Source organism: Halomonas sp. S3-1-1 (assembly GCF_023757625.1).
Taxonomy (GTDB): Bacteria; Pseudomonadota; Gammaproteobacteria; order Pseudomonadales; family Halomonadaceae; genus Vreelandella.
Genome location: NZ_JALGBZ010000007.1, coordinates 120,857 through 143,144 on the forward strand (window position 1 = coordinate 120,857; position 22,288 = coordinate 143,144).

The window sequence follows — 22,288 nt, forward strand, 5'->3', positions numbered from 1 at the left end:
ATGGACTACAAGCACACGCTCAATCTGCCCGATACCGACTTTCCCATGCGCGGCATGCTGCCCAAGCAGGAGCCGGGCCGGGTTTCCAAATGGCAGGACATGGATCTTTATCAGCGCCTACGCGATGCCCGCGCCGGCGCCCCGCTGTTCGTACTGCACGATGGCCCTCCCTACGCCAACGGCAGCATCCATATCGGTCACGCCGTCAACAAGATCCTGAAAGACATCATCGTCAAGTCCAAGAACCTGGCTGGCTTCGATGCGCCTTACGTGCCGGGTTGGGACTGCCACGGGCTTCCGATCGAGCACAAGGTCGAAACCACCCACGGCAAGCACCTGTCGCCTTCCAAAGCCCGTGAGCTCTGCCGCGAATACGCGGCCGCCCAGATCGAAACCCAGCTCACCGACTTCGTGCGCCTGGGCGTGATCGGCGACTGGCATCGCCCCTACCGCTCGATGGATTTCGTCAACGAAGCCGGCGAAATCAGAGCACTGGCCGAGATGGTCGAAGCGGGCTACGTGTTCAAAGGCTTAAAGCCGGTCAACTGGTGTTTCGACTGTGGCTCGGCGCTGGCCGAAGCGGAAGTCGAGTATCAGGACAAGAAGTCCGACGCCATCGACGTCGCCTTCCCGATCGAAGATGCCGACAAGCTGGCCGCAGCCTTCGGGTTGGAGGCGCTTTCCAGGCCCGCCGCCGTGGTCATCTGGACCACCACGCCCTGGACCATCCCCGCCAACCAGGCGCTGAACGTCCACCCGGAGTTCACCTACGCGCTGGTCGATACCGGCGAGCGGCTGCTGCTGCTTGCCGAGGAGCTGGTCGAGAGCTGCCTCGAGCGCTTTGGCCTCGAAGGCGAGGTAATCGCCACTGCCAAGGGCCAGGCGCTCGAGCTGATCAACTTCCGTCACCCGCTTTATGATCGCTTGTCGCCGGTGTATCTGGCGGACTACGTCGAGTCTGAGGTCGGCAGCACCGGGATCGTCCACTCCGCGCCTTCTTACGGCGTGGACGACTTCAATACCTGCCGCGACTACGGCATGAGCTTCGACGACATGCTCAATCCGGTACAGAGCAACGGCGTCTACGTCGATGATCTCGAGATGTTCGGCGGCCAGATGATCTGGAAGGCGAACCCGAAAATCGTCGAAGCGCTTTCTGATGCCGGCGCCTTGATGGCGCACACACCGATTACTCACAGCTACATGCACTGCTGGCGCCACAAAACGCCGGTGATCTACCGCGCGACGGCGCAGTGGTTCGTGGGCATGGATATCGAAGGCCGTGACGGCAAGACCCTGCGCCAGAAAGCCCTCGACGGCATCGAAGCCACCCATTTCACCCCGGCCTGGGGCCAGGCGCGTCTGCACAGCATGATCGCCAACCGCCCGGACTGGTGCATCTCGCGCCAGCGTAACTGGGGCGTGCCGATTCCGTTCTTTTTGCACAAGCAGACCGGCGAGCTGCACCCCAACACCGTCGGCCTGATGGAAGAGGTCGCCAAGCGCGTGGAAGAGGAGGGGATCGACGCCTGGTTTAACCTGGATGCCACGGAGCTGCTTGGCGCCGAGGCCGATGAGTACGAGAAAATCACCGACACGCTGGACGTGTGGTTCGACTCCGGTACCACCCACCGCCACGTACTCCGAGGCTCGCACCCCCACGGCCACGAGTCCGGCCCGCGGGCGGACCTCTACCTGGAAGGCTCGGATCAGCACCGCGGCTGGTTCCACTCGTCGCTCTTGACCGGCTCCGCCATCGACGGCCACCCGCCGTACCGTGAGCTTCTGACCCACGGGTTCACCGTCGATGCTCAGGGGCGCAAGATGTCCAAGTCGATCGGCAACGTGGTCGCGCCGCAAACGGTGATGGACAAGCTCGGCGCCGACATTCTGCGCCTGTGGACCGCATCCACCGACTACTCCGGCGAAATGGCGGTGTCTGATGAGATCCTCAAGCGCACCGCCGACGTTTACCGGCGCATTCGCAACACCGCGCGCTTTTTGCTCGGCAACCTGACCGGCTTCGAGCCGAGCCGCGATATGGTGGCGTTCGACGACATGATCGCGCTCGATCGCTGGATCGTCGACCGCGCCGACCAACTCCAGGCGCGCATCAAGACCGCGTATGACGAGTACCGCTTCCGCGATGTCTACCAGCAGGTGCACGACTTCTGTGCCCGCGATCTGGGCGGCTTCTACCTGGATATCATCAAGGATCGCCAGTACACCACTCAAGCGGATTCGCTGGCGCGCCGTAGTTGCCAGAGCGCGCTGTATCATGTGGTTGAGGCGCTCTCGCGCTGGGTCGCGCCAATTCTCTCCTTCACCGCCGAGGAGATCTTCGAGCATATCCCCGGCGAGCGGGGCGACAGCGTGCTGCTGGAAACCTACTACGAGGGGCTCTCGGCGCTTCCCAATGATGCCGAGATGGGCCGGGCGTTCTGGGAGCAGGTACTCGAGGTCAAGCAGGCGGTCAACAAGCGCCTGGAAGAGGCCCGCGGCGAAGGCACCATCAAGGGCTCGCTGGATAGCGAAGTGACTCTCTATGTCAGCGACGAGCTAAAGGCGCTGCTGGAAAGCCTGGGCGACGAGCTGCGCTTCGTGCTGATCACCTCGAACGCGACGCTCAAGCCGCTGGCCGAGGCCGAAGCCGGTGCCCACAGCGAGCTCGAGGGGCTCAAGGTGGCGGTCGCACCGAGCCCTTATGAGAAGTGCGAGCGCAGCTGGGAGCGCCGCCCGGACGTGGGCAGCCACCCGGAGCACCCGACGCTTTGCGAGCGCTCGATTTTGAACCTGCCGGATGGCCCCGGCGAGGTCCGCCGCTATGCCTAACGCGACACAGGCGCCGGTAGCGGAAAGGGCGCCGATGCGCCGGCCGCTGCGCTTTTTATGGATCGCCGCGGCGGTCATCGCGGTCGATCTATTGACCAAGTACTGGCTCAGCCACGTGCTCGATTACAACGCGCCGGTTCAGGTGCTGCCGTTTTTCGATCTACGCCTGATGCACAACTTCGGCGCGGCGTTCAGCTTTTTGGCCGATCACCCGGGCTGGCAGCGCTGGTTCTTTGCCATCATTGCGGTCGGGGCGAGCGTCGCCCTGACCGTGTGGCTCTCGCGTATTCGCCGCGACGAAAAAATTCTGGCTCTGGCGCTGCCATTGATCATCGGCGGGGCGCTGGGCAACCTGTACGACCGGCTGATCCACGGCTACGTGGTCGACTTTCTCTCCTTCCACGTTGCCGGCTGGTACTACCCGGCGTTCAACGTGGCCGACATGGGCATCGTGATCGGCGCTGGCCTGTTGATCTGGGAGTCGGTCATGGGCGATCGGCGGCGCAAAAAGGCCGCCGTCAACGAAACCACCCAATAGCGAGAAACGCATGGACTACGTGATCGACGAGGGTATGGAAATTACCCTGCATTTCACCCTGAAACTCGAAGACGGCACGGTGGTAGACTCGACCAAAGAGAAAGCCGCGGCCACCTTCGTCTTCGGCGACGGCAACCTGCCGCCAGGCTTCGAGCATCCCATCAAGGGGCTCGCGCCGGGTCAAAGCGGCACGTTCGAGATCACCCCGGAGCACGCCTTCGGCCAGCACAACGCGCAGAATATACAAACGCTCAAGCGCGCGGATTTCGGCGACGAAGAGCCGGAGATCGGCATGGTGATGTCCTTTGCCGACAAGGCCGGCACCGAGCTTCCCGGCGTGGTCAAGACCATCGACGGCGACCGGGTCGAGGTGGACTTCAATCATCCGCTGGCCGGGCGTACACTGACCTTCGAAGTCGACGTGCTCGAGGTCAAACCGACGACCACGCACTGAGCCGGCGCGGCACCGGTCACGAAACCGACACGTGCCGATGCGTCAATGACGGCTATCATGCGCTCGAGGGCCGTGCGAACACGCCGAGCGCGGCGCTGTCTGTAGGAAAGCTCCAGGCCGATCGCCACTATCGATTACTAGTCATATTGGCAGCTAGCCATTACTGACAGGCAGCCACTATTCACTCAGCGATGCGCTCACGCATCAAGGCGCTACCATGAACGCACCCGAAACCGAGTCTCAAACGACGCCGATCACCATTCAGCTGGCCAACCCGCGCGGCTTCTGCGCCGGGGTGGACCGCGCCATCGACATCGTCAACCGGGCGCTCGACGTCTTCGGCCCGCCGATCTACGTGCGCCACGAAGTGGTCCATAACAAGTTCGTCGTGGATTCGCTTCGCGAGCGCGGCGCGGTGTTCGTCGAAGAGCTCGACGAGGTGCCGGACGACGTCATCGTGATCTTCTCTGCCCACGGGGTGTCCCAGGCGGTGCAGGAAGATGCCGACCGCCGAGGCTTGAAGGTGTTCGACGCCACCTGCCCGCTGGTGACCAAGGTGCACATGGAAGTGCTGCGCTACGCCAAGCGCGGCCAGGAGTGCATTTTGATCGGCCACGAAGGCCATCCCGAGGTCGAGGGCACCATGGGCCGCTACGACACCTCCTTCGGCGGACGCATCTATCTGGTCGAAGACGAGGAGGACGTAGCGAAGCTCGACGTGGTGGATCCTTCGACGCTCTCTTTCGTCACCCAGACGACGCTCTCGATGGACGACACCGCTAAGGTGATAGACGCGCTGCGAGGTAAATTCCCCGAGATCCAGGGCCCGCGCAAGAACGACATCTGCTACGCCACGCAAAACCGCCAGGACGCGGTGCGCGACCTGGCGGCGCAAAACGATCTCATTTTGGTGGTCGGCAGCCCCAACAGCTCCAACTCCAACCGCCTGCGCGAGCTCTCGGAGCGGATCGGTACGCCCGCTTATCTCATCGACAACGCCGACCAGATCGAGGATCACTGGCTCGACAACGTCTCGCGTATCGGCGTGACCGCTGGCGCCAGCGCCCCGGAAGTGCTGGTCAAAGGCGTGATCGAGCGGCTCAAGTCGCTCGGCGCAACGGACCCTTCGGAGCTTGCCGGCCGCGAAGAGACCATCGTGTTCTCGATGCCCAAAGAGCTTCGCGACCAGGTGATCGCAAGCAGCTGATGTTTTCAACGCTCGTTTTAGCCATACTCTAAATATGGGCTAACTAAAACGAGGTGATGTTGTGACCCACCGTTTTGACCCACGCGCTGGCGCTTCGATGCGCCCGCGCGGCTTCACCCTCATCGAAATACTCATCGTGGTGGCGATTGTCGCTATTTTGGCGGGCATCGCCTACCCGAGCTATCAGCGTTATACACAAAATGCGCTTCGCACCGACGCCCAAGCGGGACTTATAAACGCCGCTGCCGAACTCGAGCGTTGCTACGCCCAGTTTTATAGCTACGACAATGGCTGCTCCATTGCTGATACCTCGCCTGATGGCCACTACGCCATCGAACGCACCCTCGGCAATACGAACGAAAATACGCCCGACTACGATGGCGGCTTTCTACTGACGGCCACGACCGATGAAGACGACGGCTGCAGTGATCCGCTCACCCTGAACGCGCTCGGCGAGCGTGAACCCGAGCGGTGCTGGTAAATGGGTGCCAACCAGCGCGGCTTTGGGCTCGTCGAGTCGCTGGTCGCGCTGCTGGTACTCTCACTTGGGCTGGTCGCCATGGCAGCTCTCCAGTTGAAATCCCTGCAAAGCGCTCGTGACGGCTATCGTCAGACGTTGGCAAGCGTCGCCGCGCTGGATGCTCAGGAGCGGCTCTGGGCTGAGTACCGCACGGCGCCCGCCTGCGCCGATATTGCGCTTGGCCGCGTCGAGCGACACTGGCGCCAGTACTGGTTCGAAGAGGGCGCGGCGCTGCTTGCCGGCGATGCCCTTGGCACCATCGAACGTGAGGGCTGCGCGTTTTTGATCACCGTGACGCGCGTGTCGTTTGAGCCCGCGACGTACCGACTCGAGCTGCCTGCCCGTCCGAAGGGGCGCCCATGAACGGGCAGCGCGGTTTGACGCTGGTGGATGCGCTGGTCGCGGTGGTGCTTTCCAGCGCCGTGGTGATTGGCGCCGGGCAGCTGTTGCTGTCGAGCTTTCACACTTTCGAGCAGGTGGACCGGCTGGGCCGTCAGCAGCAAACCCTCATCTATACCGCCACGACCATGGTCGACCGGCTGCGGCGCCCGGGTGCCTCCAGCACACAAAACGCAGCGGCTTTTTACCTTGAGTGTCGCGGCGAGCCGGGGGAGTGCCGCTGTACCGTGCAGGACAGTGAAGAGGCCCAGCCGCTGGTCTCTTTCGACAGGCTCGGGCCGGGCGCCTGCGCGCAAACAGATGCGTTGGTCGAACCCGTTCAGAACGGCGTGTTTCGCGTCGCCCTGCCGCTTGGCCCCAACGGGCAACGGATTGCCTTTCATGTCACCAAGCGCCCCTATGGGCTAGCGAGTGACGATGCGCCCCACTGATAACACCCCCGCGCTTGGCCGTCAGCGCGGTGCGGCGCTGGTGGTGGTCATGGTCGTTTTGACCGGCGCGCTAATGCTCGGCCTCGTTGGCGTTCAGTCGGCGCTAGTGGACCAGCGTCAGTCCGCCAACTACCGCGCCGCGCTCAAGGCGCAGATGCGCGCCGAGACTGCGGCCGCGAAAGCGCTTTCCGCCGTTGATACGCTCGACTGGCATAGTGCGCCGGTACTCGAATTCGGTCAAAACGCTCGCTGGCCGGTATTCACCGCGCACCCCGCCGCGGTGCACCGCTGTGTCGAGGAGGCGTGTCTTTATTTGCCCGTGATGCGAGGCGCCGAGCGTTGGGTATTGGCACTCGGCGTGACCTACTCGAGCGACGGCGCGTTGATCGCGCACGGTGCCCCGGTATTGATGCGCTTAAGTAATAATGGCTCGGAACAGATTGTGTGGGAGTAGTTGTCAGGCTTCTTCGGCGTGAAGTATCCATAAAAAAACCCCTTCGAAAGAAGGGGTTTAGAGATCTTGGAAAAGTAAATGCTTAGCCCTCGATCGGCGCGCGCCAGTCGTCGGAGCCGGAGGTGCCGGCGACGGTGTGTTCCCAATCGATCTTGCGGTAAGCCAGCGATACGTCCATCAGCTGAGTGAACTCGGCCTTATTGATGTCCTGAGCGTGAGGCATACGCAGGTTGATATCGACGATGGTGGCATCGGTGAGCGACGTGGTGAAAAAGTGCTCTTGGCGACCTTCAACGGACGTGCGGTACCACTTTAGCTCCACATTGGGAAGCATTTCGCCGGAAGCCAGAGCGTTGTACATCAGCGGCACGGCTTTGTTCAGTGCCACGGTGAAGACGAACGGCTTGTGAGCTCGCTGGCCGGAAGGCTGACCGGACTGTGGGTCGGTCGGCACGGTAACGACGTGCTTGAATTCCTGAACCAGCATCTCGTCTTCGTGGCCCTCGACATAGATGTTGCCGACCGAATCAGGGGTGAAAGCACCCGCAGTGATGTTGCCCTGAGTCTGACCTTCGATGCTGATATAACACGGTGTTGGCATGATGAACTCCTGGTTCGTAAGTCATTAAAGAGGGTAGGAACACCCGTTGACGTACTTATAAAGGGCAAAGCGTATGCCAATAATTAAAAAATTATCGATATCAAATGCTTAATTTATTCGTAAGGAAAAAACAAAATTTCTTTGGGCAATCTTTTGCCTGTTTTCAGGCAAGAGATTGCTGAAAGAGCAACAAGTGGCTCGATTTTCAAACCATGCTGCATGGTCATGAGAGGTGAGTGTATGGGGGAGGCGAAAAAGGGGCTTTTACGTCGTGCAAAGCATCGTCAAGGGGAGTTCACTGGAGTGAATTGTACCGATCATTTTATTGGTGACCCGCCTATACAAAGCTTGCGGTGTCAGAAATAAACCTCTTTCTTATTAAGAGATATCTGATTAATTTTGTAAGATATTTCTTACATTGTTTTTTAGCGTAGTTAATATTGATTAATTCGCCGTTTAACTTCCTAAAAATAAGGCAAAAATCGCCCATCTTGTAAACGGAATAAATTCGAATTAATGAATGGCCGCCGCGGTGTTTAAAAATGACCCATTGGTGTCGGTGACTGAGATTCGTTATCGTTTTTCGATTGAGGATTATTGATTGAAACGTTCGATTTTTTCACTCTCAGGACGAATCTCATGGCTAAACAAGGCACGGTCGCGCCTAAAGAACGCATTAACATCAAGTATGTTCCGGCCACCGGCGACCAGCAGGCAGATACTGAACTGCCGCTCAAGCTATTGGTAGTGGGCGACTTCAAGGGTGGAGAAGAGGAAGCCCCCATTGAAGAGCGCCAAGCGGTTTCGGTGGACAAGAACAACTTCCCATCGGTCATGCGTGAGGCTGGCCTGACCTTGCAGACCTCGGTTAGCAACCGTCTGGAAGAGCGCAACGAGCCTGATGAGGTGGCCGTTGATCTCTCTTTCAAATCCTTGGAGGACTTCTCGCCGGACTCCATCGCCAAGCAGATGCCCGAGCTGCGTAAGCTGGTCGAACTGCGTGAAGCGCTAGTGGCGCTCAAGGGACCTTTGGGTAACGTGCCGGCCTTCCGGGATCGCTTGCAAAAGCTGTTGGAAAACGACGAGGCGCGCCAGCAACTGCTCAACGAGCTGGAGCTGTTGGACACGGACTCGCAAGGCGAGTAGCCCTTGCAGGCCCGTGCATTCTCTTTTCGATTCCCAATGCGAGACTAGACGATGAGTAAGACGGAGAATCAGCAGTCCCAGGCAGCACAGGCAGAAACCGAAGAGGTTTCGTTGCTGGATCAGGTGATGGCGCAAACCCGAATGGCGCCCGCTGACGAAGGATATGACGTAGCCAAGCAAGGGGTTGCGGCTTTCATTTCACAGCTTCTGGCGAACGATGGCTCGGCCCCCAAGGTCAACAAGTCCATCGTTGACGACATGATTGTCGAGCTTGACCGCAAGATCAGCCATCAGGTGGACGAGGTCCTTCACAACCAGGAGTTTCAGCAGCTCGAATCCGCATGGCGCGGCCTCAAGCTACTGGTGGATCGCACCGATTTTCGCGAGAACATAAAGCTCGACGTGCTGCATGCTACCAAGCAGGAATTGCTCGAGGATTTCGAGTTCGCCCCTGAGGTAAGTCAGAGCGGGCTATACCACCACGTCTACAACGCCGGTTATGGCCAGTTCGGCGGTGAGCCCGTGGCGGGCATCATCGGTCACTACGATTTTTCGCCTTCGACGCCGGACATGAAGCTTCTGCAGTACACCTCGGCGGTCGGTGCCATGGCGCATGCCCCCTTCATGTCATCGGTGGCGCCTTCGTTCTTCGGTATCGAAAGCTTCGAAGAGCTGCCTAATATCAAGGATCTTAAGTCCATCTTCGAAGGGCCGAAGTACGCTCGCTGGCGTAGTCTGCGCGAGTCCGAGGACGCGCGCTACCTGGGGCTGACCGCGCCGCGCTTTCTGCTGCGCACGCCTTACGATCCAATCGAAAATCCGGTCAAGACCTTCAACTACCGCGAAACGGTCAGCGAGAACCACGAGCACTACCTGTGGGGCAATACCGCCTACCTACTGGCGGAACGGCTTACCGACAGCTTTGCCAAGTACCGCTGGTGTCCCAACATCATCGGTCCGCAAAGCGGTGGTGCCGTCGAGAATCTGCCGGTGCACACCTATGAGGCCTTCGGTCAGCTTCAGGCAAAGATTCCCACCGAGGTGCTGATCACCGACCGACGCGAATTCGAGATGGCCGAAGAGGGCTTCATCTCATTGACCATGCGCAAGGGCAGCGACAACGCCGCCTTCTTCTCGGCCAACTCGGTACAAAAGCCCAAGGTGTTTCCCAACACCACGGAGGGCAAGGCGGCTGAAACGAACTTCAAGCTCGGCACGCAGCTGCCTTACATGTTCATCATCAACCGTCTGGCGCACTACGTGAAGGTGCTGCAGCGCGAGCAGATCGGTTCCTGGAAGGAGCGTCAGGACCTCGAGCGCGAACTCAACGCCTGGATTCGCCAATACGTGGCCGACCAGGAGAACCCGCCCTCCGATGTGCGTAGCCGCCGTCCGCTGCGCGCCGCCTCTATTCAGGTATCGGATGTTGAGGGCGAGCCGGGCTGGTATCAGGTATCGATGTCGGTGCGTCCGCACTTCAAGTACATGGGCGCGAACTTCGAGCTCTCTCTGGTTGGTCGTCTCGACAAGGAATAGGGAAAGCCCGCTATGGCCATGGAAAGCAATGGGCGTCTGGGTAGCCGATTGTTCGAACGCCTGGCGGCGCCTCATCAGCCGGAAGCGCTCACCGAGCAGAACCGGCTGACCGAGGTGGTGGAGTCGATCAAGCGTCACCTGGTGGAGCTTCTGAACAGCCACCCGGGAAACAACGCCTGCGCACCGGAGCTGGGGCTTCTGGATTTCAATGACGCCACCATCGGCGTGCTGGATCTGGAGCTCAATATCCAGCAGGCGATTCGCCAGTGCATCGAACGCTTCGAGCCCCGGGTAAAACGGGTAGAGGTGGAGTCACTCCCCAATCCCGGCGACCCTCTTCAACTGCGCTTTCAGGTGCATGCCACCGTCGCCTTGGGCGACGACAGCACTCAGGCCACGATCGACCTGCTGCTCAACAACAAGCGCTATCAGTGCCTCAACTGATGCTGCGACGAGGCATCCATGCTCAACCGCTATTATCGCGATGAACTCAACTTCTTGAAGCGTCAGGGCCGAGAGTTCGCCGAGGCGAACCCAAGGCTAAGCCGCTTTCTCTCCGAACGTAGCACCGACCCCGACGTCGAGCGTCTGCTGGAGGGCTTTGCCTTTCTGACCGGACGCATGCGCGAGAAGGTAGAGGACGAGTTTCCCGAGCTGACCCACTCGTTGATCAGCATGTTGTGGCCCAACTACCTTCGCCCGGTGCCCAGCATGACCGTCGTGCAGTTCGCGCCAGTGTGGCACGTGCTGAGCCAGCGTCAGCGCGTGGCGCGTGGCACCGAGCTTTCGAGCACGCCCGTCGAAGGGACGACGTGCCTGTTTCGCACCTGTCACGATGTCACTCTCTACCCGCTGGCCCACGCCGGCGTCACGGCACGCCACACGCGTGAGAGTTCGATCGTCGAGCTGGCCATGGACGTGCACAGTGACCAGCCGATGAACGAGCTCGGCCTCGAGGCGCTGCGTCTGCACCTGGGGGGCGATGGCTATACCGCCCGCACGCTGTATCTGTGGATGAGCCACTATCTGAGCCGGCTGGAGGTCGAGGTGGACGGCGAACGCCGAACACTGCCGAGTCGCGCGCTGCGCGCCGTCGGTTTCGAGCGCGACCAGGCGCTGTTGCCGTATCCGCGCAACGTGCACCAGGGCTATCGCATCCTGCAGGAGTACCTGTGTTTTCCCGAGGCGTTTCACTTCTTCGACGTTCAAGAGCTGGCCGGGGTGATGCCTGCCAGCACGGCCTCGCGGGTGACGCTACGTTTCGTGTTCAAGCGCCCGCTACCCACCGATGCGCGTCTGCAGGATGAACACCTGGCGCTTTACTGCACGCCGGCGATCAACCTGTTCGAGCATGATGCCGAGCCCATCGACCTGACCGGCGAGCGCAGCGAGTACCGTATCCGCCCGAGCAGCAAGGCGCCATCGCATTTCGAAGTATTCAGCGTGGATGACGTGGAAGGCCGGCTGGAGGGCAGCGGCAGCGCTCAGAAAGGCCAGCGCCGCTACGTACCCTTCGAGAGCTTCCAGCACCAGGTCGAGCGCGATCGCGGGCATGCGTCGCTCTACTATCGCACGCGAGTCGGGGCGAGCCTGCGAGGCGACGGCTTCGATCACGACATTGCCTTTATTCGCGGCGACGAAGCCGAATGCCTGGGCCGGCGCGAAACGATATCGCTGCACCTGACCTGCAGCAACCGCGAGCTTCCCGAGCAGTTGACGGTAGGCGATCTCAGCGTCGAGACCGAGAAAAGCCCCACTTTCGCCGGCTTTCGCAACATTACCCGGCCCACGCCGGTGCTGCGTCCGGCCATCGACGACAAGCTCTTGTGGGTGCTGATCTCGAATCTGTCGCTTAACTATCTTTCGCTCCTTAACCGCGATGCGCTCTGCTCGGTACTCAAGGCCTACGACTTCCGTGCGCTGGTCGACCGTCAGGCCGAGCGCATCGCGCAAAAGCGCCTGTCGGGCATCATCGATATCGATACCCAGCCGGTGGATCGGCTGCGCTGCGGCATGCCGGTGCGCGGCCTGCGTTCGGTCATGACGCTGGATCAAGACGCTTTTGGCGATGAAGGCGGCCTGTACCTGTTCGGTAGCGTGCTGGCGCGCTTTCTCTCTTTGTACGCCAGCATCAACTCCTTTCACGAGCTGCAGGTCATCAACCGACAAAACCAGGAGCGTTACGTATGGAGCATGCAGGAGGGGCAGCAGCCTCTGATGTAGCGCTAGCGCCGCTGGTGAATAGGGCGCGACGCTTTGATTTTTTTCAACTGGTAGAGCTTCTGCACCGCCGTCATGACGACGACCTGGAGCAGCGGTCTGGCGGTAGCGTGTCCGCGTTTTCACGCGTGAACTACAGAACCTCGGCGTCGCTGGGATTTCCCGGCAGCGACGTACTGGCGCTGGAAACCGGTGAACCGGGTCAGTACGCCATGGAGGTGAGCTTTCTGGGGCTTCAGGGCGCCCAGTCGCCGCTGCCGAGCTACTACCTGGAGGCACTGGCCCATGCCTCGGCGCACCAAGAGGGCAGCGCGAGCGATTTTCTGAATTTCTTCAATCATCGCCTGCTGACCCTGATGCACCGCAACTGGCGCAAGTATCGCCACTACGTGCGCTATCAGGATAACGCTCGGGACGGCTTTTCGGCCGCGGTGTTCGCCCTGGTGGGGCTGGCCGACGAGGAGCTTCGCGGCGAGACGTCGATCAACTGGAGCAAGATGCTGGCCTATGCCGGCCTGCTGGCGGGGCGCTCGCGCTCGCCGGAAGTGGTCTGCGGCATCGTCAGCCACTGTTTCGATCTTGTACGCGTCGAAATCGAACAGTGGGTCAAGCGCTGGGTGGAGATTCCCCTGGACCAGCGAAGCCGCGTCGGGCTCGGCGCCATGACGCTGGGCGAGGATCTGGTCGCCGGCGAACGCGTTGCCGATGTTCAAGGCAAGTTCGCGCTCTGCCTGCGTGGCTTGAGCCTTGAGCGCTTTCGCGACTTTCTGCCCGACGGCCAGGAGCACGAGCCGCTGAAGACCCTGGTGAGCTTCGTACTGCGCGAGCCGCTGGCCTATGACCTGGAGCTCGAGCTTCTGGAAAGCGAAGTGAAGCCGATGCGTCTGGGCGATGCGGGTTCCTGTCAACTGGGCTGGACCACGTTTGTAGACCCCGAAGGCGACGAAGAAGCCACGCGTCGTCGCGTACGTATCCAAATGATGAGTTGAACCATGCAAGCCGATCCGTTTGACGCCATAACGCTGGTGGTCCTGAACAGCGAACAGCTCGAGGGCCGCTCTTCCAGCAGCCACGTTTTTCACAGTGACGGAGGCACGCTCGGAAGCGGCGATGCCGATGGCTGGCTGCTTCAGGACCAAGCACGAAGAATCAAGCCGCATCACGCCGAGATCACCAAGGCCGACGGCAAGTTCTGTTTGGTGGACACCAGCGGCTACACCTTTATCAACGGGGCCACGCTGCCGGTCGGACGCAACCGAAAGGTCGCTCTGCGCGATGGCGACGAGCTGAACGTGGGCATTTATCGGCTCAAGGTCCATCTGGGCAACCGTCACGCTTGGCAGCCGGGCGTGCATTCGCTCACCACGTTGGTCGACGAGGAGCAGGAGGACGTCACCGGCGATGCGGGCACCGGACCCTTGCAGCGCGAGCAGGGAGGCGAGCTCGAGCGCTTGGACCAGCGTGAGGATCCGATTGAGGCGCTTGGCGGAGTGATTCCTGGCTCACTCCAGCACGACCCAATGAGAGCTTTGGACGATAGCCAGCCGTTCGCGCGCGGAATCGACCCGCTGGAAGAGCTGCCGTTCACGCGTAACGAACACTACGGGCAAGGCACACAGGAGCCACGCGAAGAAGCGGTGCGTCTTCCCGGCATCAAACCCTTAACCGGCACAAGAAAGCAGAGGAGCAGTGACATGGATGAGCGGCAACTGAACGACCTGGAGCGCTCGGTAGGCGAACAGCTGGAAGACCGCTGGCAAAAGCCGATGCCACAGGAGTTGAGCCATGTGGGGGCCGACCCGCTGCTTCGCGGTTTGGGGCTCGATCTGGCGTTTCGCGACAGCGGCGAGCAGCAGGCGTTTCTGGAAGAGGCCGGCCAGACCCTGCGCGCCACCATCGATGGCCTGCGCTCGCTCCAGCAGACCCAGAACGACAGCAAATACCCGCTGCGTGACCGTCGCCTCCAGCCCATCGAGGACAACCCGCTGCGCTTGGGGCTCTCCTTCGAAGAGACCGCCGAGACCATGTTTTCGGCCCAGCGCAGCTACGTGCATCTCTCCGCGCCCGAGGCGGTCGCCGAAAGCCTTCGCCACCAGGGCCAGCATCAGGCAGGCGTGGAAGAGGCGATCGGCGAAGCGCTGGGCGCCATTCTGGATGCCTTCTCACCAGAAGCGATGCTCAAGCGCTTTCACGCCTACCGGGGGGCGGGCAACCGGATCGAGAACGAGGATGGCTGGGCCTGGGAAATGTACCAGCACTACTACCGCGAACTCATCTCCAACCGCCAGCAGGGTTTTCAGAAACTGTTCTGGGAAGTGTTCGAGCAGGCCTACGACCAGTCCGTTCGCCGCCAGCAGCGAGATGCACCATGAGCACTGCCACGTTTGCACGGCTCGCGTGCATAGCCTGCCTGTGCCTGCTGTTCACCGGCTGCGCCTCGACTCGGGAGGCGGCGGGCAAGACCTGGGAGGTGATGCGCGACCCGTCGATCCCCGTGGGCTATCCGGAAGATCGCCCGACGCTAGTTGATCTCAGCATGGTCTCCGAGCCCGATGCCAACCCCAACGTGGAGGGTGAAGGGACGCCGCTGCGCTTTCAGGTGCTGCAGCTCAAGGACGACTCGATGCTGATGGCGGCGGATATCCTGCAGCTCAACAGCGATCTGGAAGAAGCGTTGGGTACCAACTACCTGACCCACGACGATTTCACCTTGCTGCCGGGGCAGTGGAAGTTCTACGAGCCCTTCGAAATCGACGAACAGACCCGTTATATCGGTGTTATCGCCTTCTACGCCACGCCCAACGAAGCGCAGTGGAAGAAGGTCGTAAAAGTAAGAAGCCGCGCCGAGCACTATCACCTGCTTGTTCACCTCCGTGACAGCGAAGTCGAGCTAAGGAAGGAGGAGTAATGGCCAGTCGTAACCGCGTGGTATGGAGCGAGGGGCTGTTCATCAAGCCCCAGCATTTCCAGCAGCAGCAGCGAAGCCTCGAGGGGCTTGTCGATACGCGTCTCAAGGGAGTGAGCCACTATCTCTACGGCTTTCTGACCCTGGAACTCAACAACGAGTTTCTAAGCTTTGGGCGTATCGCCATCAGCCGGGCCAGCGGCATCATGCCGGACGGCGTGGCGTTTCACCTGCCCAGCGACGATCTCGAGCCCGGCGCGCTCGAGATCGATGATGCGAGCATCACCAACCAGGTCGTCTACCTGGGCATTCCGCTCTCGACCGACGGCGTGGGCGAGGTGCGCTGGCCCGGGGACGATCTGCCCGCGCGCTATCGCATGACCACACGCAGCGTACGCGACCTGCACTCTCAGGAGGGCGCGACGACCGAGCTGGACGTCGCTCGCGTATCGCCGCGGCTGCTGCTGGAGCGCGACGACCGAAGCGGCTATGCCTGCCTGGCCGTGGCACGTATCGTCGAGCGTCGTCCGGACGGAAGCCTCGTGCTCGACGAGCAGTTTCTGCCGACACTTTTGAACGTCCAGGCCGCTCCCGGCCTCCAGCGCTTCATCGGCGAGATGGCGGGACTGATGCGTGAGCGCGCGCGCAACATTGCTCAGCGCCTCTCGACGCCACATCAGGCCGGCGTGGCGGACGTCGCGGATTTCATGCTGCTGCAGCTTCTGAACCGCGCCCAGCCACGCTTTCAGCATCTGGCGCGCTTGGGCCAGCTCCACCCGGAGCGCCTCTACGACACCATGCACGAGATCGCCTGTGAACTGGTCACTTTCACCGATGAGTCGCGCCTGCCGCCGGAGTGCCCGGCCTACGATCACGACCACCCGGACCGTGCCTTCCGGCCGCTGATGAAGATGCTGCGACAGGCGCTGTCCACGGTGCTGGAACCTCGCGCCGTGGCGATCCAGCTGCAGTCGCGCCGTTTCGGGCTGCTGGTGGCACCGCTGTCCGACATCAGCCTGATCGAGTCGGCCCAGTTCATTCTCGCGGTGCGCGCCGACATGCCCGGCGAGCGGCTGCGCAAGCTGTTCCTGCAGCAGACCAAGGTCGCAAGCGTGGAACGTATTCGCGATCTGATCAGCCTGCAGTTGCCGGGTGTGCCGCTGGAGCCGCTACCGGTGGCCCCGCGAGAACTGCCCTATCACGCTGGCTACACCTACTTCCAGTTGGACCGCCAGAGCGAGGCCTGGAGCATGCTCGACGGCGCCAGCGGTTTTGCGTTCCACGTGGCCGGGGAGTTCCCGGGGCTCGAAATGCAGTTCTGGGCGATCAGGAGTTAAGCCATGCAACACTTAGCAAGCGACGGTGGGAGCGCTGCGCCGCGCGGTTCCATGAAAGGGCGCCACGAAGACCTGATCAACGAGCGTGGGCTCGAGCATTTGATCCACAGCCACGCCGAGCAGCTCGATGCCGACGAGGATTACTGGTTCCGGCTGCGCGGCCACAACCTCAACCCGTTGGTCGATGCCGCCGGAAGCCTTCTGGGCATGGTAGTTCGGGTACGCCAGCTCGATCACGTATCCGATGTCGAGCGTCTCTACCGTCAGGTGGTGGACGAGATTGCCGCCATCGAGATCGAGCTGACCGAGCAAGGCTATGACCGCGCTACGCTTCTGGCATATCGCTACGTGCTCTGCTCCTTCATTGACGAGGCGGTCATGGGTATGCCTTGGGGGCGGCAGAGCAAGTGGGCGGAGCACTCGCTGCTCGCCCGCTTTCACAACGAGACCTGGGGCGGAGAGAAGGTGTTCTCGATTCTCGCGCGCCTACAGCAAGAGCCGCAGCGCTATCGGGACATGCTCGCCTTTATTTACCTGTGCCTGTGCCTGGGCTTCGAAGGTCGCTACCGAGTCATGTCCCACGGGCGCGACGAGTACGAGCAGATCGTGCGCGCTCTGGGCGACCAGCTCTCCTCTATGGAGCCGCCCACCGAAGACAGACTGACCCAGCCGCTTCACAACGTGGTCCAGGGAAGAAAGCGCCGCGGCGCGACCTTTCCCGTATGGGGCATCTTTGCGCTATTCGCCGTGGCCATGGTGGCCGTCTATCTGGGTTTCTCGCTGTCGCTCGACCGGCAAGCCGAACAGCTCACCACGCTTCTCAACCAACTTTACCGTTAGGAGATCTCATGCTCAGGGTAGAGCTACCGGCGCTCATTGACCGACTCAACGCGATCGCTCGCCAAGGCCTCGAGCAGGCCGCGGTGCTGTGCGCCCAGCAGGAGGCGCCCGAGGTCACAGCGGGCCACCTGCTTCAGGCGCTGCTCGACCAGCCGCTTTGCGACGTGCGTACGCTATGCGAGCAGATGGATGTGGACATCGAAGCGCTGCGCGCCGAGCTTGCCGAAGAAAACCTTCCCGCGCGCGCGCTGGACGTCGCCACGCCCAGCTTCTCGCCGCTTCTGATCGAGCTTCTTCAAGACGCCTGGCTGCTGGCCGCCACCGAGTACCAGCACCGCACGCTGCGCAGCGGAGCGATCTTTACCGCGCTTTTGCACACGCCCGAGCGCTATCTCGGCCCGGGCTCGCGGCGGCGTCTCGCGGACATCAACCGTGAGACCCTGCGCCGCCGACTCGACGCGCTGACCGCGGACTCCGCCGAAGCCCCGCAGGGAACGCCGGAGCCGTCTTCCCGCCAGAGCGCCAAGGCAGACGATAGCGCGCTGGCACGCTTTGCCACCTCGCTCACCGAACAGGCGCGTAAGGGCGAGCTCGACCCGGTGCTGGGGCGTGACCCGGAAATCGACCAGATGCTCGATATCCTGGGGCGGCGGCGCAAGAACAACCCGATCGTGATCGGCGACGCCGGAGTCGGCAAGAGCGCCGTAGTCGAAGGACTGGCCGCGCGCATCGTGGCCGGCGAGGTGCCCGCCGCGCTCAGCGGGGTCGAACTGCTGTCCCTGGATCTCGGCGCTCTGCAGGCTGGCGCTGCGGTCAAGGGCGAGTTCGAGAAGCGCCTCAAGGCGGTCATCGACGAGGTCAAGAACGCCGCCCGTCCTACGCTCTTGTTCATCGACGAAGCCCACACGCTGATCGGCGCAGGCAACCAGGAGGGCGGCGGCGACGCGGCCAACCTTTTGAAGCCCGCGTTGGCCCGTGGTGAACTGCGCACCATCGCTGCCACCACCTGGCGCGAGTACAAGAAGTATTTCGAGAAGGACCCGGCGCTGTCACGGCGCTTCCAGCCCGTGGCCCTCGACGAGCCGAGCATCGATCAAGCGCTGGTCATCCTTCGGGGCTTGCGAGACGTTTACGAGCGAGCCCACGGCGTGCTGATCGGCGACAGCGGCCTGCGCGCCGCCGCCGCGCTGTCCGCGCGTTACCTGGCCGGGCGCCAACTTCCGGACAAGGCGATCGACGTGCTGGATACCGCCTGTACGCGCTTGGCCCAGGCGCTGGACACGCCACCGCGCCAACTGAGCCACCTGAAAAGCGCGCACACTGCCGCTCTTCGCGAGCGCGACCAGCTAGCGCGCGAGACGCTTCTGGGCCGCGCGCCGGAGGCCACCTTGGCAGAGGCACTGGACGAGCGTTTGGCCGGGCTCGACGAGCAGCTCACCACGCTGGAAGCGGCCTGGCAGGCGCAGCGCGAATGCGTGGACGCCATCGTCGAGCTGCACCGCCAGTTGCTCGACGCCGAACCGTCGAGCGATACGGCGAGTCTTCATGCCGAGCTTGCCGAGCGCGAGACTCAGTTAAAGCAGTTACAGCACGCCTTCGCGCTGGTCAACCCGAGCGTGGAAGAGGCGCAGATCGCCCAAGTGATCGGCGACTGGACCGGCGTACCGGTCGAGCGCATGACCAGCGACGAGCTGACCCGGCTGACCGAACTGCCGGAGCACTTGGGTCATCTCATCAAGGGCCAGGATGTGGCCATCGAGCGTATCCATCGTCACCTGCTCACTGCCCGGGCCGACCTGCGTCGCCCCGGCCGACCGCTGGGGGCGTTCTTGCTCGCCGGGCCTAGCGGCGTGGGCAAGACCGAAACAGTAGTGCAAATCGCCGAGCAGCTCTACGGCGGACGCGAGTTTCTTATCACCATCAACATGTCCGAATACCAGGAGAAGCATACCGTTTCGCGGTTGATCGGCTCGCCACCGGGCTATGTCGGCTTCGGTGAAGGCGGGCTTCTGACCGAGGCGATCCGCAAACGGCCCTACTCGGTGGTGCTGCTCGATGAGGTGGAAAAGGCGCATCCGGACGTGCTCAACCTGTTCTACCAGGCTTTCGACAAGGGGGAGCTCGCCGACGGAGAGGGACGGCTGATCGACTGTAAGAACGTGCTGTTCTTTCTCACCTCGAATCTCGGATTCGAGCAGATCAACCGCTATCACAACGATCCTGCTGCCCTCCTTGATGCGCTCTACCCGGTACTGGCGGACTTCTTCAAGCCGGCGCTGCTGGCGCGCATGGAAGTGGTGCCCTACCTGCCGCTGGATGGCGACACGCTTCGCGACATCGTCGGCGCCAAGCTCGAAACGCTGGCAAAGCGCATCCGTTCGCGCCATCCAAAGGCCGAGGTGGTGCTCGACGACGCCCTGCTGGACGCTATTTGTGTGCGCGCCACGCGCAGCGAAAATGGCGCGCGCATGCTCGAATCGGTGATCGACGGCGAACTGCTGCCGCCGCTGTCCAGGGCGCTTCTGGAGCGCATGGCGCGCCGCGAGGCGATCTCGCGCGTGGTGCTCGGTGTCGACGCCGAGAGCCACACCTTCAAGGCGGAGGTCGCTTGACATCATGACGCTTCCCGTAAGCCCCGTGACCCCTTCACCAGCGCAGGCCCTGGCGGCGATGCCGCTTGCACTGACGCTGGTGGAGAGCGCCTCGCTGGAGGTGCTGCGCAAGGAGGCGGCCGAGCTGCTGCGCCGCCAGCTGGGGCTTGGCATGGTGGAGTGTCTGTATATCGATGGCAGCGGACGGTGGCTGGGGCGCGACGGTGCCACCGAGCGCTTCGATTGCAACGATTTCAGTCACCCCTATGCCCATGTGATTCGCGGGGACAAGGCGCTCAGGCTTGGCGTGGTGGATGCCCGACTGCGTCTCGATCACGCAGGGTTCCAGGAGCAGATCGCGGCGCTGGGCTCGCGCCAGCACTTGCGGTTGCGCCCGCTGCGAGCGCTGGACGGCCGGCGCGAATGGCTCGGCGTGCTGCTACTCGCCGGGGATAAAGACGCCATGGATGCGCTGGATGACGTGCCCGGCCTGGTCGCCTTCGAGGCGCTATTATGCCGCTTGTGGGCACGCCTGACACGCGAGCACGGCGAGCGTCAGCGCTCCCGGGTACTCGAGGATTCGTTGACCAAGCTCAACGACGGCGCCCGTCGCCAGGCGCGGGCGGATCGTCTTGGCGAGCGCCTTCTCGGTCGTTCGGCGTCCATGCAGGCGCTTAGAAGTCACGTCGTGCGTGCCGCCGAAACCAACCTGGCGGTGCTCTTGCAAGGCGAGACCGGCACCGGAAAGGACCGCGTGGCCCAAGCGATCCACGAACTCTCGAGTCGCGCCGAGGCGCCGTTCATGGCGATCAACTGTGCGGCGATTCCCGAGACGCTTCTGGAGTCGGAGCTTTTTGGCCACGTCAAAGGGGCGTTTTCCGGCGCCGACCAGAACCGCGAAGGGCTGATCGCCAAGGCCCACGGCGGCACGCTGTTTCTCGACGAGATCGGCGACATGCCGTTGGCGCTCCAGGCCAAGCTCCTGCGCGTGCTGGAGAGCGGGCGCTACCGCCCGCTGGGCGCCAGCGACGAACGCTGCGCCGATCTTCGCGTGGTGGCGGCCACCCACCAGCCGCTTCGCGAGCAAATCAAGGAACAGCGCTTTCGAGCGGATCTCTACTACCGCCTGGGCCAGTTCCCGATCACTCTGGCGCCGCTTTCAAGCCGCCGTGACGATATCGACGTACTGGCTCAGGCCTTCATCCGTGACTTCTGCACGCGCGAGGAGCGAGACGAGATGGGCTTTACGCCGGCGGCGCTGCGTCGGCTTTATCAGCGCGATTATCCGGGCAACGTTCGCGAATTAAAGAACGTGGTCGACTACGCCTGTGCCATGACGCCACCCGGGGCGGATATCGGCCCGGACCAGCTGCCTGGTGAGCAGCCTGACGAGGTGGCGGTCACAGCGACGCTCTCCCCGGAGGGTGCCGCCGAACAGACCGTTCTGCCCAACGATATCGACGATCTGCGCCAGGCCATGCGCGAGATCGAATCATTGATTATCCGCAAACGTTTGCAGCGCTTTGGAGGCAATCGGGCTCAGGCGGCGCAGAGCCTGGGCCTGCCCAAGCGCACGCTGGCGCACAAATGTCAGCTACTGGAGCTTGATACCAAATGAACGTGAAGCTGCTGAAAGATCATTGGCCGCACGCCGCGCTACTGCTTTTGGGCTTGGTGACGAGTGCCGGCGCGAGCGAACAGGCTCCCCAAGCGTTACTGGAAAGCGCCCGAGCCTGCAGCGAGGCGCCGTCCCGCCTGGAACGGCTCAACTGCTACGACGCGCTTTTTATGGAGACGAACGAGCAAAATGATGAGGGCGAGCTGCCAGCGCTGTGGTACGAGATCGAGCGCCAGGAAGCCACGCGAGACGAGGGCGATATGGGGCTGATCGCCACCCAGACTCAGGACAACATCCTGATCAGCGTGCCGGCGCTGGGCACCACGCCGCCGCGGCCGGTCATGGTGCTGGCGTGCGAGAAGTGGATTACGCGCTTTCAACTGCACCTTCCCGAGCCGCTCGGCCAGGCGCGGGTGGATGTACGGCTGGTCGGTGACAATGGCTCGGTGGCCCAGCAGTGGCGAGTACGTGACGGTGGGCGGGTAGTGGGCGGCGGCCGGGGATTGCCGGCCATCGAAACGCTGCGCCAGTTACTCGGCGAAAGCTCGGTCACGCTACAAAGCGACGTGGCCGAACTCGATGGGCTGCGCTTCGATGTCGCCGGGCTTCGCCAGGCCGTTGGTCCGCTGCGCGACGCCTGTGGCTGGTAAGGAGGAGCG

21 protein-coding genes are annotated in these 22,288 nt (G+C 62.3%); 20 read left to right on the top strand and 1 reads right to left on the bottom strand.

The window, feature by feature from the left end:
- The 8 genes from ileS (at position 1) to MQW23_RS17720 (ending at position 6,835) form a co-directional block, all read left to right on the top strand.
- Complete coding sequence (gene ileS / locus MQW23_RS17685) at positions 1–2,832, top strand: isoleucine--tRNA ligase (RefSeq protein ID WP_252109537.1); 2,832 nt, start codon at positions 1–3, stop codon at positions 2,830–2,832.
- A complete protein-coding gene (gene lspA / locus MQW23_RS17690) occupies positions 2,825–3,370 on the top strand; it encodes a signal peptidase II (protein WP_252109538.1) in 546 nt (181 codons plus the stop codon). Before ileS ends, lspA begins: the two co-directional genes overlap by 8 nt.
- Positions 3,371–3,380: 10 nt before the next feature.
- Positions 3,381–3,824 carry an FKBP-type peptidyl-prolyl cis-trans isomerase gene (gene fkpB / locus MQW23_RS17695; RefSeq protein ID WP_252109539.1) on the top strand — a complete coding sequence of 148 codons (444 nt, stop codon included), beginning with the start codon at positions 3,381–3,383 and terminating at the stop codon, positions 3,822–3,824.
- 217 nt (positions 3,825–4,041) lie between these two features.
- Positions 4,042–5,031, top strand: a complete 990-nt coding sequence (ispH, locus tag MQW23_RS17700; protein ID WP_252109540.1) for a 4-hydroxy-3-methylbut-2-enyl diphosphate reductase — start codon at positions 4,042–4,044, stop codon at positions 5,029–5,031.
- Between the two features lie 61 nt (positions 5,032–5,092).
- Entirely contained in the window at positions 5,093–5,512 is a 420-nt protein-coding gene (locus MQW23_RS17705) for a type IV pilin protein (protein ID WP_319022819.1), read from the top strand.
- Entirely contained in the window at positions 5,513–5,914 is a 402-nt protein-coding gene (pilV, locus tag MQW23_RS17710) for a type IV pilus modification protein PilV (RefSeq protein ID WP_252109541.1), read from the top strand.
- Positions 5,911–6,381, top strand: a complete 471-nt coding sequence (locus MQW23_RS17715) for a prepilin-type cleavage/methylation domain-containing protein (RefSeq protein ID WP_252109542.1) — start codon at positions 5,911–5,913, stop codon at positions 6,379–6,381. Before pilV ends, MQW23_RS17715 begins: the two co-directional genes overlap by 4 nt.
- Positions 6,368–6,835 carry a pilus assembly PilX family protein gene (locus MQW23_RS17720; protein WP_252109543.1) on the top strand — a complete coding sequence of 156 codons (468 nt, stop codon included), beginning with the start codon at positions 6,368–6,370 and terminating at the stop codon, positions 6,833–6,835. The genes MQW23_RS17715 and MQW23_RS17720 overlap by 14 nt, the downstream gene beginning before the upstream one ends.
- A gap of 82 nt (positions 6,836–6,917) precedes the next feature.
- Here MQW23_RS17720 and MQW23_RS17725 read toward each other — a convergent pair whose 3' ends face one another.
- On the bottom strand, positions 6,918–7,436 hold the full coding sequence (locus tag MQW23_RS17725) for an Hcp family type VI secretion system effector (RefSeq protein ID WP_252109544.1): 519 nt from the start codon (positions 7,434–7,436) through the stop codon (positions 6,918–6,920).
- A gap of 639 nt (positions 7,437–8,075) precedes the next feature.
- Between MQW23_RS17725 and tssB the strand changes: the two genes are divergently transcribed.
- Genes tssB through vasI form a run of 12 tightly spaced genes read left to right on the top strand, consistent with a single transcriptional unit; the run spans position 8,076 to position 22,279 of the window.
- A complete protein-coding gene (gene tssB, locus MQW23_RS17730) occupies positions 8,076–8,582 on the top strand; it encodes a type VI secretion system contractile sheath small subunit (protein WP_252109545.1) in 507 nt (168 codons plus the stop codon).
- Positions 8,583–8,633: 51 nt separating this feature from the next.
- Entirely contained in the window at positions 8,634–10,118 is a 1,485-nt protein-coding gene (tssC, locus tag MQW23_RS17735; RefSeq protein WP_252109546.1) for a type VI secretion system contractile sheath large subunit, read from the top strand.
- A 12-nt stretch (positions 10,119–10,130) separates the two neighbouring features.
- Positions 10,131–10,562: a type VI secretion system baseplate subunit TssE gene (gene tssE, locus MQW23_RS17740; protein WP_252109547.1), complete on the top strand. Its 432-nt coding sequence runs from the start codon at positions 10,131–10,133 to the stop codon at positions 10,560–10,562.
- A gap of 18 nt (positions 10,563–10,580) precedes the next feature.
- Entirely contained in the window at positions 10,581–12,341 is a 1,761-nt protein-coding gene (tssF, locus tag MQW23_RS17745) for a type VI secretion system baseplate subunit TssF (RefSeq protein WP_252109548.1), read from the top strand.
- Positions 12,305–13,327, top strand: coding sequence for a type VI secretion system baseplate subunit TssG (gene tssG, locus MQW23_RS17750; protein WP_252109549.1), 1,023 nt, complete (start codon positions 12,305–12,307; stop codon positions 13,325–13,327). The genes tssF and tssG overlap by 37 nt, the downstream gene beginning before the upstream one ends.
- Positions 13,328–13,330: 3 nt before the next feature.
- Positions 13,331–14,710, top strand: coding sequence for a type VI secretion system-associated FHA domain protein TagH (tagH, locus tag MQW23_RS17755; RefSeq protein WP_252109550.1), 1,380 nt, complete (start codon positions 13,331–13,333; stop codon positions 14,708–14,710).
- Positions 14,707–15,246, top strand: a complete 540-nt coding sequence (gene tssJ, locus MQW23_RS17760; protein ID WP_252109551.1) for a type VI secretion system lipoprotein TssJ — start codon at positions 14,707–14,709, stop codon at positions 15,244–15,246. The genes tagH and tssJ overlap by 4 nt, the downstream gene beginning before the upstream one ends.
- Positions 15,246–16,580 carry a type VI secretion system baseplate subunit TssK gene (tssK, locus tag MQW23_RS17765; protein ID WP_252109552.1) on the top strand — a complete coding sequence of 445 codons (1,335 nt, stop codon included), beginning with the start codon at positions 15,246–15,248 and terminating at the stop codon, positions 16,578–16,580. The genes tssJ and tssK overlap by 1 nt, the downstream gene beginning before the upstream one ends.
- Before the next feature lie 3 nt (positions 16,581–16,583).
- A complete protein-coding gene (gene icmH, locus MQW23_RS17770; RefSeq protein WP_252109553.1) occupies positions 16,584–17,420 on the top strand; it encodes a type IVB secretion system protein IcmH/DotU in 837 nt (278 codons plus the stop codon).
- Positions 17,421–17,428: 8 nt separating this feature from the next.
- Entirely contained in the window at positions 17,429–20,032 is a 2,604-nt protein-coding gene (tssH, locus tag MQW23_RS17775; protein WP_252109554.1) for a type VI secretion system ATPase TssH, read from the top strand.
- 4 nt (positions 20,033–20,036) lie between these two features.
- On the top strand, positions 20,037–21,629 hold the full coding sequence (locus tag MQW23_RS17780) for a sigma-54 interaction domain-containing protein (RefSeq protein ID WP_252109555.1): 1,593 nt from the start codon (positions 20,037–20,039) through the stop codon (positions 21,627–21,629).
- The gene (vasI, locus tag MQW23_RS17785; protein WP_252109556.1) at positions 21,626–22,279 is read left to right on the top strand and encodes a type VI secretion system-associated protein VasI; all 654 of its coding nucleotides are present in this window, start codon (positions 21,626–21,628) and stop codon (positions 22,277–22,279) included. The genes MQW23_RS17780 and vasI overlap by 4 nt, the downstream gene beginning before the upstream one ends.
- Positions 22,280–22,288: the final 9 nt, after the last annotated feature.